This is a genomic window from Cyclobacterium plantarum (genome assembly GCF_011290685.1).
Classification (GTDB): Bacteria; Bacteroidota; Bacteroidia; order Cytophagales; family Cyclobacteriaceae; genus Cyclobacterium; species Cyclobacterium plantarum.
The window spans coordinates 173366-188306 of sequence record NZ_JAANYN010000006.1 but is presented as its reverse complement, the minus strand read 5'-3'; the positions used below and the strand labels follow the sequence as shown (position 1 = coordinate 188306).

Genomic DNA, 14941 nt, shown 5'->3' with positions numbered 1-14941 from the left:
GGTGATCCGGAAAATCAGAGGTTTTTTCTTTTGCTTCGCTTTAATCGATGTTTCGTTCTAAATCGCTCCTGTTCCATTTTGAAGTGATAGCAGCTGCTTTGTAGGTGCTCTGTAAAAAATCCCAAAGCATGCCTTCGGGATCCTTTGATTCTTGTACGTCTTCGTATTTTAGGACATATTCCCCCATTTCAGCACTGTAAAACGCTTCCTTGGGAAGGACTTTTTGTTCGCCAAATAGCGGGTCAGCGGGATAGGCGTAAGCATAAAAGATGGGTGAGGGAAAGTCTTTAGATCCCGGCCAAAAACCTGCACTGCTAACTTCTTTGGAGTAAGCTTCCTGCATCACTTCCAGGGGCATGTTCGGAGCTCCACCAGGGTGAAGGGGTGCAGGTCTCCCGGAAAAGCGGGTGACAGCAAGGTCAAAAGCACCCCAAAACAAATGTACCGGGCTGCATTTACCAATAAACTCACTTCTGAACCGGCTAAATACAGCCTGGACCTTAGCCATGGCTTGCCAAAGGGTGTGGGCGGCATTGGGATCATAGGATTTGTTAATCGTATTTTCTTTGAAAGGGATGGCGGTTTCCAGTTCATTTGGACTTCCATGGATGTTCACAATGATTCCCAGTTTCGAAAGTTTCTCGAAAAGCTCCCTATAAAAATCTGCCACGGTCATGGGGCGGAGATCCATACGCTGGCTTGCCCCATGGGCACAGGAGATGATCAGTTGATGTTGCATAAAATCAAAATCAATCTGGAAAAACCCGCCCTGGTGGGGTATACCCTGGGTAGTGAATCCATGGGGGCTCAGGTAAAGGGTGGTATGCCAGGAATGATTTTGCCAGGGCATGGTCCGCAGTCGTATTTTACCTACAATCTGTAACCATTGATGGAGGGTTTCAATTGTATCTTGTAATTCCCCGAAATTCAATACGGGCCAGGGTAGCGATGTGTCTTTTGATTCCATTTTTTTCCTTTTTCATCTCCTGTAGGACTTCTTAGTTTTTGCATCTTCTGGACAAGTTCCTAAGGAAATAATTACCGATTGATCCGTTTTTATTTCATTTTTTAAACTTTCTCATTAAGAGAAAAGCTCAATACCCCTGAGGGGCAGGAATTTACCTGGGCTTTCAGTGCTTCTGTAGAAGCATTTTCTATGGCAATCCATGGAGAAGCCTTTGGGTTATAAACTTTAGGCAATGTTTTTACACAAATACCAGCATGCTGGCATAACTTGGGCTGCCAGTGGATGGTGATTTCACCGTTTGAATAGTTTTTCATATTTTTTTAAGTTTAGTATCAAATTTCTACAATTATTTTTCGCCATGCATTCATCCAGATGAATAAATCAAGATAATTTGGATTGAGCCATTTTCGTTCTCAGGGTGCTTAGCGCCTGAGGGGTAATTCCCAAATAAGTAGCTATCATCCGTTGGGGAATACGCTCAGGCAACTCAGGGTATGTTTCCAAAAAATAGTTGTACCGATCTATTGCAGGCGCACTCATCATCATCAACACCCGCCGCTGCAAAGCCCCCATTCTCCGGTATAAGCGATCTGTATATCGGATAACCATTTCTTTGGAGACGTTCTTTTGGGATAAGATATCCTTGGCAAACACTATTAGTTCTGAATCTTCCAGGCAATCGATAAATAAGGTGCTGGGCTTCTGATACTCCAAAGATTCTATATCGGCAATGATCCAGCCTTCCGGAGCAAACATAAAAATATGCTCTTTTCCTTTGCTGTCTATGATATAGCTCCTGACCAAGCCCTTTTTCACATAAAATTTTCTGGCTTTGACATCCCCCGGATGCTGAAGTATGTGACCTTTCGGTAATTGCCTGGAGGTAGCACTCGGGTCAACTTGTAACAAGTCATTTAAATTTTCCATTTTCATCAAATCCATACAAGGATACGAAAGGCCGTATGGAATACTGAATATAGGATAAAAAAAGTATGGATCAAAGAGGGGAGAGGTACCGGGCTGGTGAAAAAATGTGCCGGCCATATTTCCTGTCCTCAGCCCGATAGAGGTAGTAGGCTGTCAGATCCAGACTTTTTTTTTCATTTCCCCCCCCCCCAAAAAAAAGCCAGCTCCAGGAAAAGGCAGCCCATCAATAAAACAGGATATACTCAGGAGAATACTAAGTACTGTATTCGAAGATTGTGGATAAAAGTAAAGTATGATTTAAGAGAAAGTATATATGCTCAGAAAAAGTGAATGGAATCAATCTTTTTTGTAGAAAGAAAATGATATTTGATGATTTTCACCAATATGTATTTATACAGAATAAAGCCGTTTATAAAGTAAATCATATTACATTATATATAGATCAAATCTAAATACATATACAAAAATAAACTCTATAGTCAGATATATAACCATAGAGTTTTCTTTATTTAGGCACTAGCGAATTGATTACATCCAAATCCCGCACCAGTAATAAATTCTATTGATTTGGTGTCCTGACTTACAGGTTTACCGTCATTTAATACCGGGATGATATAATCAGGATCCATCTTTGATTCCAGGTGGCTCAATTTGTTGCATTCACCATAATTTTCTTTGTTGGCAACAACAGGCGCCTTAGGTTCCCAGTAATTGCAATTTGAACATACATTTTTCATGATTTTTTCTTTTTGGTTATACTGTATATACTACAACTATATGGAATTGTTTCCTGTAAACCATATAAGTGTGTAGTTTATAATTAAACCAAATTAAATTATTCTTTTAAATTATATACTACTCCTGAAATGCTTTTTGCAGTCGGAAGACGAACACATACCAGCTAAGCCAAATGATTGCTCCAAGTATGAAGCTGACAACAACTATTGATTGCCAGGAGAGTGAATACCGCAGAATCATAAAGGAATACATAAAACCGATCACGATAAGCGCCAGTCCCCAATTGACGTATTTCCAGCTGCCCATAGGTTTGGAACCTGTCTTTTTGATTTGCCGCTTTAAGGCAATCCAGATACCTGTCAATACGAGTCCGGAAATGGAAAGACCGGCAAAAAACCAGATGATTTTGGTGGCCAAGCCTCCCCAATTGCCAAAATGAAGGGGGTCGGCAATGTCATTCAGGTACATCACTGTGGGGATTTCTTCTGCTTTCTGGACCATTACCGGCTGGTAGGAAAGTGGATCCAGGTAGACCCGGTTGGACCTGTTTCTGACCAAAGGCACATGACTGGTTCCCCTGAAATAAACGGGTTTGCTGGCCTCATTGGTAGGCACAATGCCCCTGATTTGTAAGCCGGGAATGAACTCTTGAGCTATCTTTGCTGCCTTGTCGTAATCCAGTTGATAGGAAAAAGCCAAGGAACCTGTGTGTTTAAATTTTTCATTTTCCAATTTTGGCGGTATGGGATTGGCGATTTCAGATACCTTACCCAGATTGGTTCTTTCCACAAAATACCAAATACCCGTAAGGGAAAACAGGATGACAAAAGGTACTGACCAAAGTCCAACCAGTCGGTGCAGGCTTCGAAAGAACATCAATTTCCCATTCCCGGACTTCAATTCAAATAATTTTTTCCACCATTTTTTATAGAACATGAGTGCAGTAGCCATAGAGATGGCCAGAAAAAAAGCAAATACAAGGACCATGAAATAGCCAATCTGGTAAAATGGCATGAATAGGTAGTAATGAAAATCCCGGAAAAAACGCTGAAAGGTAACAGTGGTATCGCCTTTGACTTCACCGGTATGCGGGTCAACAAATACATAATGTCGCTGTCCTTCCCTATCCACATAGACGATGTCATTTAAATAGGGTTCTTTGGGCATTACCCAGTAAGTGATTGAACCATCCGGATAGTTTTTCCGGACTTCATCTACCATTTTATTATACGGTACCCTTTCTCCGGCTCCTGAAGCACGTATGGCCGGATAAAAAAGCCAGTCCATCTCATTGCTCAGCGTTGCCAGGGTACCGGAAAAGCATACTATAAAAAATAGTATGCTTAACTTGATACCTATCCAGCTATGGACCTGAAAAAGCTTTCTTTTATTGAATTTCACTGATAAACGGCATTAATCAAAAGGTGTAAGAGACGGTAGTCATGATGTTTCTGGGACTTCCCGGAAAGGCACGGATGACATCATACCCTCCTACCCAGTGGGTTTCATTAAACAGGTTATTGACATTGATCTGGAACTGAACCTTATCAAATTTGTAATATAAGGCAGTGTCAAAGATTCCATAAGCAGGAAATATATCGGGTTGCGAAGCCGAAACAATGGAGCCAAACCGCTCGGATACGTAGTTATAGCCAAAACCTATTCCGAGATTTTTAATGGACCCTGTCTCAATGATGTATTTGGTCCAGAGATTTGCCGTATTTCGGGGGGCGTTTGGTTTTTGCCTTCCAATCACTCCTTCAATGTCTGCTTCTGTGATTTTGGCATCATTAAAAGCATATCCTGCGACGATAGACCAGTTGGGAAGGATATTCCCGCTCACATTCAATTCAATTCCCCGGGAAAGCTCTTCCCCGATTTGTTCCAGTCTTTCAGGATTATTGGGATCATTCGCATTGTATAATCCGCCTCGTTCCACAATTTGGTATAGGGACAAGGTGGCACTCAAACGCTTGTTGAACCATTCTGATTTGGTCCCGATTTCCATCATTTCGCTGGTAAGGGGATCAAAGGGCCCGCCTGCTTCCGGGTTTACGAATGCAGCAGCAGATTGTGGCTGGTACCCTTGCACCCAGGTACCATAGAAGTTGGTGCTGGGATGTAGGCTGTAAACCAAACCAACTCTGGGAAGCAGGGCCTGCTGATCCACCACCTGCTCAGCCGGACTGCTGTAATTCAGGTAATCGGTGAAATACTCCTGACGTAAGCCCAGCAAAACCTTTAATGGACCAATTTCCGATTGATTTTGAAGGTAAAGCCCATGCGATTCTTGCATAAACTGGTTGTAAGTCACCTGATTGTAGATGTATTTGCTCATGTCCCGTATGCCATTGGCAATCGGGGAGGTAAGGTCAAAATGGGCAACATTTGTTACCGGGTTTCCCGCTGCATCTAATACATAGTTGGATGCATTGGAAGGGTTGTAAACATTGGTTGCGGTGCCATTTTGTAGCAGGTAGGAGCGGGCTTCCAATTGTGAGCCACCCGGCAGCTGTTCCTGCCTGAAGTAATCGTGTCCTGCAAGCAGGGTGTTTTTTACCGATCCTGCATCATAATCCACATTCAGGTAATTGTTTATGGAGTTGTTGTTCCAGGACCTTTTTCGGATAAAAACCCGCATGGCTACCTTGGTTTCGTCAAAGGTGCCGTCCCCAAGTGAAGCAAAGCGATTGGAAGTCCGGTGTTCTAACAAATCCTCGTTGTAACTGGACAACTGGTAGGTACTGTTAAAGCTTACCCGCTCCGAAAATTGATGCCTTAAAGAAAGGGTGGCATTTATTGTGGTTTCATCCAAATAGTCATTAATCGCACTTAATGAGGTTGTAATAGGAGTGGAGAAAAGGTCCCTGTTACCGAAAGCCGCCTGTCCCCTGTCAAGTCTGCCCTTTGAATCCTGGTAGACGATGTCAAAATTCAGGCTGGTATTATCCGTGGGCAAAAAGGCAAAGGAGGGAGCAATCACCAGGTTTCGGCTGAATTGTAAATCCCTGAAGCCGTCCGAGTTTTCAAACCCCAAATTAAGCCGGTAAAGCAATTTCTGATCTTCCGTCATGGTTCCGGTGAAATCTGCCAGGGTTCTGAGCGTATTGAAGCTTCCCACTGTAGTGGAAATGGATTTTCGGGATTCTGCCAGCGGCTTTTTGGTCACCCGGTTAATGGATCCACCTGGAGAAGCATTGCCAAAAAGTGCCGATGCAGGTCCCTTTATCACTTCCACCCGCTCAATATGTGGAATCAGTTGGGGTTTCCAAAAGCTGGTAAAAGTCCGCATGCCATTCAATAGGGTGCCAAAATTCCTTTGGCCCTGCACCCTGAATCCCCGAATGGTAATGTCATTGTAAAAACTAAACTGATTCACTCCAGCTACGTTTTTAACCACATCATTCACTGTGAAAGCGACCTGGTCTAGCATCAGTTCTTTGGTGACAAAATTGATGGAAGCCGGGACATCTTTAATCAAAGATGCAGTTTTAGTTGCAGAGAAGGTCTCCTTATTGTCATAGCTGATTTCTCTTCTCCCGGTGATTTCCACGGTCTGTAGTCCAAAAAGGCTTTCTTTGAGGACTACTTCCAGGCTAGTAGTACGGCCGGCCGACACCGAAACCACCATTTTTTGCTTTTCGTAGCCGAGGGATGAAAAAACCAGGGTATAGCTGTGTGGCTTCAGGTTTTCTATGGTAAAACTCCCAGCTGCATCGGTGATGTCCCCCTGTGTGGTCCCTTCCAAAACTACCGTTGCGTATTCAACAGGCTTGCCGGAGTAATCTGTCACTACTCCGGTGAGCGTTCCTGTTTGTGCCAGTAGGGTATGGTTTGTAAGGAAAATAAAGAGAGATAATAGCAAGAGTATATGTTTCATCATTTTGCTTTTATTTAGATTGATTTTAAACAATGGCAAAATTGATACATTGAGACGAAATGTAAAAGTAATTTAGACTTAATCTAGATTGATTTTTTCTATTATTTTTGAATTTTGTTAAGTTGTTTGTGCATTTGGTTATTTAGTCGCAAGCCAGGATACCTGTTTAAGGGAAAAAATAGCTGGTTTTCCTAATGCAAAAGGGTGAATCCCGCTTTCATTTTTGGCTTTTCAAGAAGTATCCCAATGCCCCTGTAGACCAGAGTGCCCATAAGATTAAAACAGGTTGAAAGAAAAGACGGATAAGTCTTTTTTGATCCGTATCCAGGCCAAATGCATTGATACCATTGGTATACTGTGAGATATTTCCCGGGAATATCAAAATGTAAAATACCGCCAGGGTAATGCCTACCTTAATTTGCTGCTTCCAGAGAAAAATCATGGCCAGACCAAGACAGATCTCCACTATCCCTGAGGATAGGACCACAAAATCCATAAAGGCAGGATCATCCGGGAGCCACCTGGGCACCTGGGCCTGAAATTCCTGTCTTTGAAAGGTCAAATGGCCAATGCCCGCAAGGGTCATCAAACTACCCAGTAATATCCGTAAAAATTTTTGAAGTAGATTCGTTTTCATGGTATTTGCAATGAAATTGTATCTGTTATCCTTTGGATTCGTATGCGGTGGACCCTTTGTAATAAAATCGGATAGAAGTTTCCGATAATATTGACCACAGAAATCATGAGAAAAATTAGGGTATGCCCCTTTTCCAATAAGAGAAAAGAAACAAATGCAATGAGAATAAAGGCTCCCAAATGCCCGAATTCGGATTGCCTGGTTTGAAAATCCAATTGCATTATACCGGACTGCCTACCATCAAAGTATTTTTTCCGGTACTTTTCCTTACCCCAAAAGGCAAAAAGCAGCATCCTTTTGAAAAATTCTACTCCCAATAGCCCATACACCCTTTTTAGTAATTTCGGGTTCCGGATCTGATAGTAAGCATCCGGTAGAAGCCTACTGGTAGCAAAGACAAAACCCGGAAAGGCAAAAACGCCGGTTAGAAAAGCGGGTATAAGGAAAGCCAGAATGACCGATTGAAAAACAGTCAAACCATTGCTGCTGACCTGCAATAATCCTTTGACCATCTCATAAGACCGAAAGGCCAGAAAGAGGGAGAGGAGAGGGAAACCTATTTTTTTACCCATGTTAATAACGAACTGAAGCGAAATGAACAACTTTTTCTGTAAAAATCAATACAAGAACCCAGCTCTTTTTAAATTTTGTGTAATCCATTGGAATTAATTTTGGATTATATGGGGTTATCCTTATTGAAAGGCTTTCTATACCATATGATTTTGGGTAATAATGTCAAAGAATATCCATCAGGTTTTTGAGACTTTACCAGTTCTTCATTTTTTCATAATTCACGCTGTCCTGACTGTTAACTTATCCAGACCTTTCCTGAAAAATCCCAAGGTACCAGCAGCCTGCCAGGCTAATGGCTTAATTCAACCCGAAAGCCCTGGCTTGATTCAGAATTATCCGATGGCTTACTATTTGCATTACCTACAAATAGGTATTGGGCGCCTGAACGAACGCTTATTGTTTTACTTTCTTCGTCAATTCTAAAATCCTCGTCAATATCCGTAAGCTGATTTTCTTCAAAAGCATTGTCAGCAATTCGGGTCCCTACGGCTTCCTTTTTAACCTTGCCAAGCCATTTCGGTTAAGATACCATATTTTTTGGTTAAGATGTAGGATACAAAATAGCAGACTACAATCTAACTTAGCTTATCCCTTTTCACTTAACCAACGCATATGAAATCAAGCATGATGTTATCGAAAAATAGAGGGATGATTAACGTTGCGAGATTCCATGTGAACGCTAAAAAAACAAATGTTAACCATATGAAAAAATTTACCCTACATGCCCTGGCCCACAAGGCTTCCTTGTGCCTGGGGCTCTTGCTTTTGTTCACCGGTGCTTATGGACAGAACCGGGTGAGCGGCACAGTACAAAACGAATCCGGCGATGCCTTGCCAGGTGTAAGCGTATTGGTGGTGGGTACCACCACAGGTACGGTTTCGGATGTCGAGGGAAAGTACGATCTCAGTGTTCCCGAAGGTTCCCAGCGCCTGGCCTTCTCCTTTATAGGTTTTGAATCACAAACCCTGGACATCAATGGGCGCAGTACCCTTGATGTGGTGTTGCGGGAAGATTCCCAGGCCCTGGGCGAAGTGGTTGTTACCGCTTTCGGTGTTCAGCGTGAAAGAAAAGAATTGGGGTATACTGTCCAGGCATTGAAACCGGAAGACCTGACTTCAGCGAATGATTTTAACCTGGTTAACTCCCTGAGCGGAAAAATCGCCGGGGTACAAGTGACCAACAGTGGCTCGCAGGTAGGAGCGTCTTCCAGAATAGTCATCAGGGGAAATGCTTCTTTTTCGGGAAATCAACCGCTTTTTGTGGTAGATGGGATTCCGATCGATAACAGCAGCAGCAATCTGGGAGGAGCAGGTGGACTGGATTATGGGAATACAGCGGCAGATATCGATCCGGAAAACATTGCTTCCCTTACTGTGTTGAAAGGAGCCAATGCAGCCGCCCTTTATGGTAACAGGGCCACACACGGTGTCATTTTAATTGAAACCAAAAAAGGGAAGCAAGGAAAAATGGGTCTGGGAGTGGAACTGAACTCTTCTATGGTTTTTGATGTACCCAGTTTTTTTATGAATTTCCAAAACGAATACGGACCCGGACAAAGGGGCGGAGAATATGATTGGCAGCAATATTTGGAAAACAACCCCGGCTCTAACCTGAGTTACAACGAATATGCCAAGCAAAACAGTTACAACTATGTAGACGGCATAGGTGGCGGGATCAATGAAAATGCCACTTCATGGGGGCCTCGCTTTGATGCCGGACTGCTGTTGGACCAATGGGTAAAAGGCCCTAACAGCCCCTGGGAATCCATGCCCAATAATATCCATGATCACTACTTTCAGACTGGAAGAAACTTTGTCAATCAGGTGGCGGTAACTGCAAAGGGCCAGCAAGCCTATGGTCGGGTCGCCTTTTCCAACCGGCAGATGAATGGTACCTTTTTCAATACCGACCAAACTGTTAACACGTTTAATGCCAGTCTAACTTTGCTGCCAACCGACAAACTGAAGGTGAGTACAGACTTCAATTATGTCAACCGTTTCAGTGATAATATCCCAGTGGTTTCTTATGGTTCCATGACCAAACTGGCTTGGGGAGCTTTCCGGAATATTCCCCTGGACGAGGTTAAAAAAGTTTATGAAGAGCATGGCAATGAAATGGGCAGTGGGTATAATTTGAATGCCAATAATTTCTATTATGAGCTGGAAAACACCAACAGCATGAACCGGCAGCGGTTTTTTGGAAATGTAAATATAGATTACCAGCTCAATGATTGGCTTTCGGCCAATTGGGTTACCGGTATGGATTATTACAATGAAGAACGGGAATCCATTACCCTCTCCAGAACCAGGGCCAACATTAACAATAACAGAGGCGGGCAGTTTTCACTTTCAGATCAAAGCAGACAGGAGTTTAACAGCGATATCAGGCTGAACATCAACAAGCAATTTGCCAATGATTTCTCACTGGTAGCTTTGGTAGGGGGTAATTTCAGGCAGAACAAATTCAACTCCATTTCCCTAAGTGCTCCCGACCTGGCCGTTCCGGACCTTTTCAATATTTCCAATGTAAGGGGTACACCGGGTACAGGTATGTTTGAAAGCCTTCGGGAAACCTACAGTATCTATTCCTCTGCAACACTGGGCTATAAAGGCTATTTGTTCTTGGGTGCTACGGGAAGAAATGACTGGAGTTCTACCTTACCTGTAGAAAACCGTTCTTATTTTTATCCTTCGGTAAACATGGCCCTTACGCTTTCGGATGCCCTGGATTTTAATTCGTCAATCTTCAGCCATGCACAGGTGCGGGCCAGTTTGGCTCAGGTGGGTTCTGATACCGATCCGTACCAGCTTATGGGTACCTATGGAACGACTTCTTTTAACAATATTTCCTTATTCACCCCCACTGCGGTAAAACCACCAACCAACCTTTTACCCGAAATGACAACTTCATTTGAGCTGGGAGCTGATTTACGGTTTTTTGATGACAAGCTTTCTCTGGATGCAACCTATTACAGACAGGTAACGGAGAACATGATTCTCCAGGTTCCAACGGCCAGATCTACCGGCTATGCATCTCAACTGATCAATGCGGCTGAGATCGAAAACAAGGGTATAGAATTGATTTTACGGGCCAGAATGATGCAAAGAGGGGACTTTTCCTGGGATGCCACGGTAAACTGGGCAAAAAATACCAGCACAGTGGTTTCATTGTATCAGGGCTTGGAAAATATCACCATCAGTTCCGGTTTTGGCGGAGTGCGCCTTGTGGGAACTCCCGGACAGCCCTGGGGTGACCTGAGCGGTCTGCCCTATGTACGGGATGAAAATGGCAATATCATGATCAGTCCCAACGGAACCCCCATGACCACCAATCAACAGGTGATTTTGGGAAATGTTACCCCGGATTGGATTGGCGGTATTCAAAATAGCTTCAGGTACCGCAATTTTACCTTTGGCGGTTTGTTTGACTTCCGAATGGGCGGTGATTTCTTTAGTACGACAATGTGGCATTCCTATCCTACCGGGGCTTTTGAAAACACCGTTCAAAATAATGTCCGGGAAGAAGGAATTATTGTGGATGGTGTAAAAGGAGATGGCTCCCCAAATGATATCCGCATTTCTGCTCAGGATTATTACAACGGTTCCTGGGTATGGAACAACCATGAATACTCTATTGTAGATGGCTCCTATATCAAGCTTCGGGAATTGACCTTTGGCTATCGTTTCAATATCTGGAAATTGCAAAATGTAAACGTCTCTGTTTTTGGACGAAACCTGGCCATTCTGCACCGAAGCGCAAGAGCCCGGGAACTTGGGCTTGATCCAGAATCCGCATCTCAGATGGGCGGAGGAGAAGCGGGTACCGGGTTTGAAAACTTTATGCCCCCCACAAACCGCTCCTATGGATTTAACTTGCGGATATCCCTTTAAGGGTTGCCTGCAAAAAGGGAAAAATTGATAATTTGCTAAATGTTCTTAAAATGAAACATATAATAACATCTAAATTCACCGGTTTGGTTTTGCTTGCTGTGCTGCTTTGTACTGCATGTACTGAAGATTGGAATGAAATGAACATCAACCCGAACCAGCCATCAGAGGTGCCCGCCAGTAATGTACTTGGTGCGGGCATGACAGTAGTGGCCGGTCAGTTGTTTGGCGAGCGGATAGGAATCTATTATGCGGGAACCTGGTCTGGTCAGCTGGCTGCTATTGGCGCCGGAGATTACGAGTTTCGGGTAGATATCAATAACGGACAATGGGATAACCTGTATAGGGCCATGGCGTATTTTGTGGATGCTGGTAACATCGCCAGGGAAGAGGGAAATCAAAACCTGGAGGCTGTATCCCTGATCATGAAAGCCTATACGGCCCATCAGGTAACGGATATGTGGGGAGATATCCCTTATACGCAAGCATTTCTTTTAGATAAAGAGGGGATTTTGAGCCCTGAATTTGATTCTCAGGAAGTGGTATATGATAAGATTCTTTCAGAATTGGCAGCAGCAAATACCATGCTGGACCCCAATGGTATGGCACTTGGAGTAGGGGATTTTATTTATGGAGGGGACATCATGAAATGGAAAAAGTTTGCCAATTCCATTAGGCTGCGAGTAGCCATGCGCATGTCTTCTGTCGCTCCTCAGGATGCCGCAGCGGTGATTGGTGAAATTTTGGGGAATCCCGCTACCTATCCGGTATTTGAGAACCACACGGACAATGCTTATTTAAACTGGCCGGGAGTAAGCTCCAACATAGAGCCCTGGAGGCAAAGATTGGGAACCCCCACCAATAAAAACGACCAATACAGGACCAATTTTGATTTGATAAATCTCCTGGAAAACCTGGACGATCCCCGCCTTCCGGTTTATGCGGACAGGAATCAGAATGGGGTTTTTAACGGTTACAAAATGGGCATAGGGCAGACCAGCGACCCGATGAACTCCAATGCCAATGTGTCCCATATAGGGGATCGCTTTGGTTATGATGATATGGGTTTTTCCCCCTTTATGAATGCATCTCAGGTTTGGTTTATTAAGGCGGAGGCTTATGAAAGGGGGCTGGTTTCCGGAGGTAGTAGCCAGGAAGCCTATGAGAAAGGCATTGAAGTATCCCTGGAAGAAAATGGTGTCGCACCAGAAATGATCAATGCTTACTTGCAAAATTCAGGTGTGGCCTGGGATTCCGGCTCTTCAACTAATCTTGAAAAAATCCGGTTGCAGAATTGGATTGCCCTATACAAGCAAAGTGTGGAAGCATGGGCCGAGGTAAGAAGAACAGATGTACCATTGCTGGACAAAGTTTCCAACGACTATGCCAGCAGCCATAACCGACCACCTTTCCGCATGTCTTATCCAGCAAATGAAATTGCCCATAACCAAAGTTTTCCTTCGGACATTAATGAAGTAGACATCTTTTATGGCATACAGCTCTGGTGGGATACCCGGACAGGCGTGGAATAGGAATGCAATAAATCTTATAAAACAATATGTATATACGAATTTTAGTAAGTGCATTGTTATTGGGAATCAGTGGAATGATCGTTCATTTATCCGGGCCCATAAGCAAAAAATCAACAAGTGTCAGGTATGAGATTTCGCAAAGAGCAAATGGACTTCACGGGTACATTGGCTACAGTTCGCCCAGGCGGCCGGATGGTTTTGGAGCAGGGATCGGCTTTTATACTGCCGTTTGGCCTTTGGTGGAAAAGCCACTGGCGGGCTTCCAGATCGGTTTGCCGGGAAACTGGATTATTCCGGACAATCCGGACAACAAGGATATTCCCTGCTGCCCTGAGGGTACCATAGCCCGTACCTGGGAGCCCAGAGGCCCCACATGGGCCAGTGTTTTCCAAACCCAGGAGGGCGGTTTGGGTTATTGGCGCGGAAATCGTTACCATTATGGTCCACCCAAATTCAGCATGAACGGTGTACCTAATTGTTACAATTCGGAAATTGCATCTCCTGGCTGGCCTTTCTTCTACCGGGCGGAAGCCCTACCGGAGGATGAACTGGGTATTGCCCAATTGAGCAACCGGATAGTGGTGCCTCCGGATGGGATTACCTTTGTGGAGGATCTGGAAGGTAAGTTTTTGGGTTACACACACATGATGCTCCCGCTTACGGAGAAAAGGGACGGCCCGCCACCTACCGGAGACCAAAGCTGGACCTTGTTTCTTAATGCAGCGAATTTCAAGGGTCCTGTAGCCTATTATATCCCAGAAATGTGGAGCAGGTTATCCAAAGATTATCCGGCCATAGAAGGTATGGGACTAGATGCACGAGAAGGGACAATGGGTGGTGGTGGAGCCATGGAAATCAATACCGTTCCTTCCTTCGAAATGAAGACAGAAGAGGGTGACTTGTTTATCAAAATTCCCCAGTTGCAGTTTCCGGTGGACGAAAATGGCCGATCAGTCCTCGTACAGGATGTTACTTACTACTCCAAAGATGCCTTGTTCAATCCGGTAAAGGAATGGAAAAAGGGTGGAAAAGCCGTGTCCGGAGCATTTAGTGAAGCCCATTCCTGGAAACCTGATATTAGCCCCAGGAAAATTTCGCTGGATCAGGGAGCCCAATTAAATGCCGGTGGTACGCACTTGGGAAAATTGGAAAATGTGGTAGAAACCATCGTCAATGAGACCAATGCATTTGGTTTGCAATGGCAGGAAAATCCCTTTGGTGCCAAAGGCCTTTTCCCGCAATATTTCAAGCAGGAGGGAGATCAGCGCATACCCATTCCGGAAGAGGAAGTTCCGGCTGAACTAAAAGCCAGTACTTTTGCTCCTGCCGAAACCGAGGAACAATACATCAATTGGAGAGATGGTAATGAAATCGTTCCGGGAAATTTCAGGATTGACAAAGACCTCGCCTACACTTCCCCCGAAACTGGTGCCTGGGCCAATCCAGGTCCGGCCTCAGCCGCATTTTCGGTTGATTTAAAAGATGGCTCTACAGTAACCTACAAATGGTACCGCTTTATAGATCAGCCTTCTTTTCAGCAATTTGACTGGAGCAGGGAGGAAAAGGAAGCCTTACAGGCCATTGTAGAAAAAATTCATAAAAGCTGGACCATTGACAAAACTTATATGGCTCCTCCTACAGCTGGAGAACTGGTAGCCATTGATCCTGTACTTATACTGACACCCCCGGCAGGCATGGAAGTGGGCTATGTGCCCATTGTCGTTCGCCAGGAAAGGAAAATGACTGCTTCCAATGGGTCAAAATTGCCTCGATTGGCTGATTTATAGGGCAAATATTTA

11 protein-coding genes are annotated in these 14941 nt (G+C 44.2%); 3 read left to right on the top strand and 8 right to left on the bottom strand.

Features of this window, described 5'->3' with window-relative positions:
* Nucleotides 1-40: 40 nt before the first annotated feature.
* From G9Q97_RS15340 to G9Q97_RS15305, 8 genes are all read right to left on the bottom strand, one after another.
* Nucleotides 41-967 (bottom strand): DUF5996 family protein, encoded by a 927-nt coding sequence (locus tag G9Q97_RS15340; protein WP_166148329.1) that lies wholly within the window; start codon nucleotides 965-967, stop codon nucleotides 41-43.
* 101 nt (nucleotides 968-1068) lie between these two features.
* A complete protein-coding gene (locus G9Q97_RS15335; RefSeq protein WP_166148327.1) occupies nucleotides 1069-1281 on the bottom strand; it encodes a (4Fe-4S)-binding protein in 213 nt (70 codons plus the stop codon).
* A gap of 67 nt (nucleotides 1282-1348) precedes the next feature.
* On the bottom strand, nucleotides 1349-1894 hold the full coding sequence (locus G9Q97_RS15330) for a Crp/Fnr family transcriptional regulator (protein WP_166148326.1): 546 nt from the start codon (nucleotides 1892-1894) through the stop codon (nucleotides 1349-1351).
* 509 nt (nucleotides 1895-2403) lie between these two features.
* Nucleotides 2404-2631 (bottom strand): hypothetical protein, encoded by a 228-nt coding sequence (locus G9Q97_RS15325; protein ID WP_166148324.1) that lies wholly within the window; start codon nucleotides 2629-2631, stop codon nucleotides 2404-2406.
* Between the two features lie 118 nt (nucleotides 2632-2749).
* Nucleotides 2750-4033 carry a PepSY-associated TM helix domain-containing protein gene (locus G9Q97_RS15320; RefSeq protein ID WP_166148323.1) on the bottom strand — a complete coding sequence of 428 codons (1284 nt, stop codon included), beginning with the start codon at nucleotides 4031-4033 and terminating at the stop codon, nucleotides 2750-2752.
* Nucleotides 4034-4049: 16 nt separating this feature from the next.
* A complete protein-coding gene (locus G9Q97_RS15315; RefSeq protein WP_246255714.1) occupies nucleotides 4050-6515 on the bottom strand; it encodes a TonB-dependent receptor in 2466 nt (821 codons plus the stop codon).
* A 214-nt stretch (nucleotides 6516-6729) separates the two neighbouring features.
* On the bottom strand, nucleotides 6730-7149 hold the full coding sequence (locus tag G9Q97_RS15310; RefSeq protein WP_166148321.1) for a DoxX family protein: 420 nt from the start codon (nucleotides 7147-7149) through the stop codon (nucleotides 6730-6732).
* Nucleotides 7146-7721: a glycosyl-4,4'-diaponeurosporenoate acyltransferase CrtO family protein gene (locus G9Q97_RS15305; protein ID WP_166148319.1), complete on the bottom strand. Its 576-nt coding sequence runs from the start codon at nucleotides 7719-7721 to the stop codon at nucleotides 7146-7148. The genes G9Q97_RS15310 and G9Q97_RS15305 overlap by 4 nt, the downstream gene beginning before the upstream one ends.
* Nucleotides 7722-8424: 703 nt before the next feature.
* Here G9Q97_RS15305 and G9Q97_RS15300 point away from each other — a divergent pair.
* Genes G9Q97_RS15300 through G9Q97_RS15290 form a run of 3 tightly spaced genes read left to right on the top strand, consistent with a single transcriptional unit; the run spans nucleotide 8425 to nucleotide 14929 of the window.
* Nucleotides 8425-11613, top strand: coding sequence for a SusC/RagA family TonB-linked outer membrane protein (locus G9Q97_RS15300; RefSeq protein WP_166148317.1), 3189 nt, complete (start codon nucleotides 8425-8427; stop codon nucleotides 11611-11613).
* 50 nt (nucleotides 11614-11663) lie between these two features.
* The gene (locus tag G9Q97_RS15295; protein WP_166148315.1) at nucleotides 11664-13142 is read left to right on the top strand and encodes a SusD/RagB family nutrient-binding outer membrane lipoprotein; all 1479 of its coding nucleotides are present in this window, start codon (nucleotides 11664-11666) and stop codon (nucleotides 13140-13142) included.
* Nucleotides 13143-13168: 26 nt separating this feature from the next.
* Nucleotides 13169-14929, top strand: a complete 1761-nt coding sequence (locus tag G9Q97_RS15290) for a hypothetical protein (protein WP_246255709.1) — start codon at nucleotides 13169-13171, stop codon at nucleotides 14927-14929.
* Nucleotides 14930-14941: the final 12 nt, after the last annotated feature.

Excerpts from the sequence above, each read along its gene's own strand:
- G9Q97_RS15315 (WP_246255714.1), bottom strand. The coding sequence starts at position 6,515 with ATGATGAAACATATACTCTTGCTATTATCTCTCTTTATTTTCCTTACA.
- G9Q97_RS15300 (WP_166148317.1), top strand. The coding sequence starts at position 8,425 with ATGAAAAAATTTACCCTACATGCCCTGGCCCACAAGGCTTCCTTGTGC.
- G9Q97_RS15335 (WP_166148327.1), bottom strand. The coding sequence starts at position 1,281 with ATGAAAAACTATTCAAACGGTGAAATCACCATCCACTGGCAGCCCAAG.
- G9Q97_RS15310 (WP_166148321.1), bottom strand. The coding sequence starts at position 7,149 with ATGAAAACGAATCTACTTCAAAAATTTTTACGGATATTACTGGGTAGT.
- G9Q97_RS15340 (WP_166148329.1), bottom strand. The coding sequence starts at position 967 with ATGGAATCAAAAGACACATCGCTACCCTGGCCCGTATTGAATTTCGGG.
- G9Q97_RS15290 (WP_246255709.1), top strand. The coding sequence starts at position 13,169 with ATGTATATACGAATTTTAGTAAGTGCATTGTTATTGGGAATCAGTGGA.
- G9Q97_RS15325 (WP_166148324.1), bottom strand. The coding sequence starts at position 2,631 with ATGAAAAATGTATGTTCAAATTGCAATTACTGGGAACCTAAGGCGCCT.
- G9Q97_RS15295 (WP_166148315.1), top strand. The coding sequence starts at position 11,664 with ATGAAACATATAATAACATCTAAATTCACCGGTTTGGTTTTGCTTGCT.
- G9Q97_RS15330 (WP_166148326.1), bottom strand. The coding sequence starts at position 1,894 with ATGGAAAATTTAAATGACTTGTTACAAGTTGACCCGAGTGCTACCTCC.
- G9Q97_RS15305 (WP_166148319.1), bottom strand. The coding sequence starts at position 7,721 with ATGGGTAAAAAAATAGGTTTCCCTCTCCTCTCCCTCTTTCTGGCCTTT.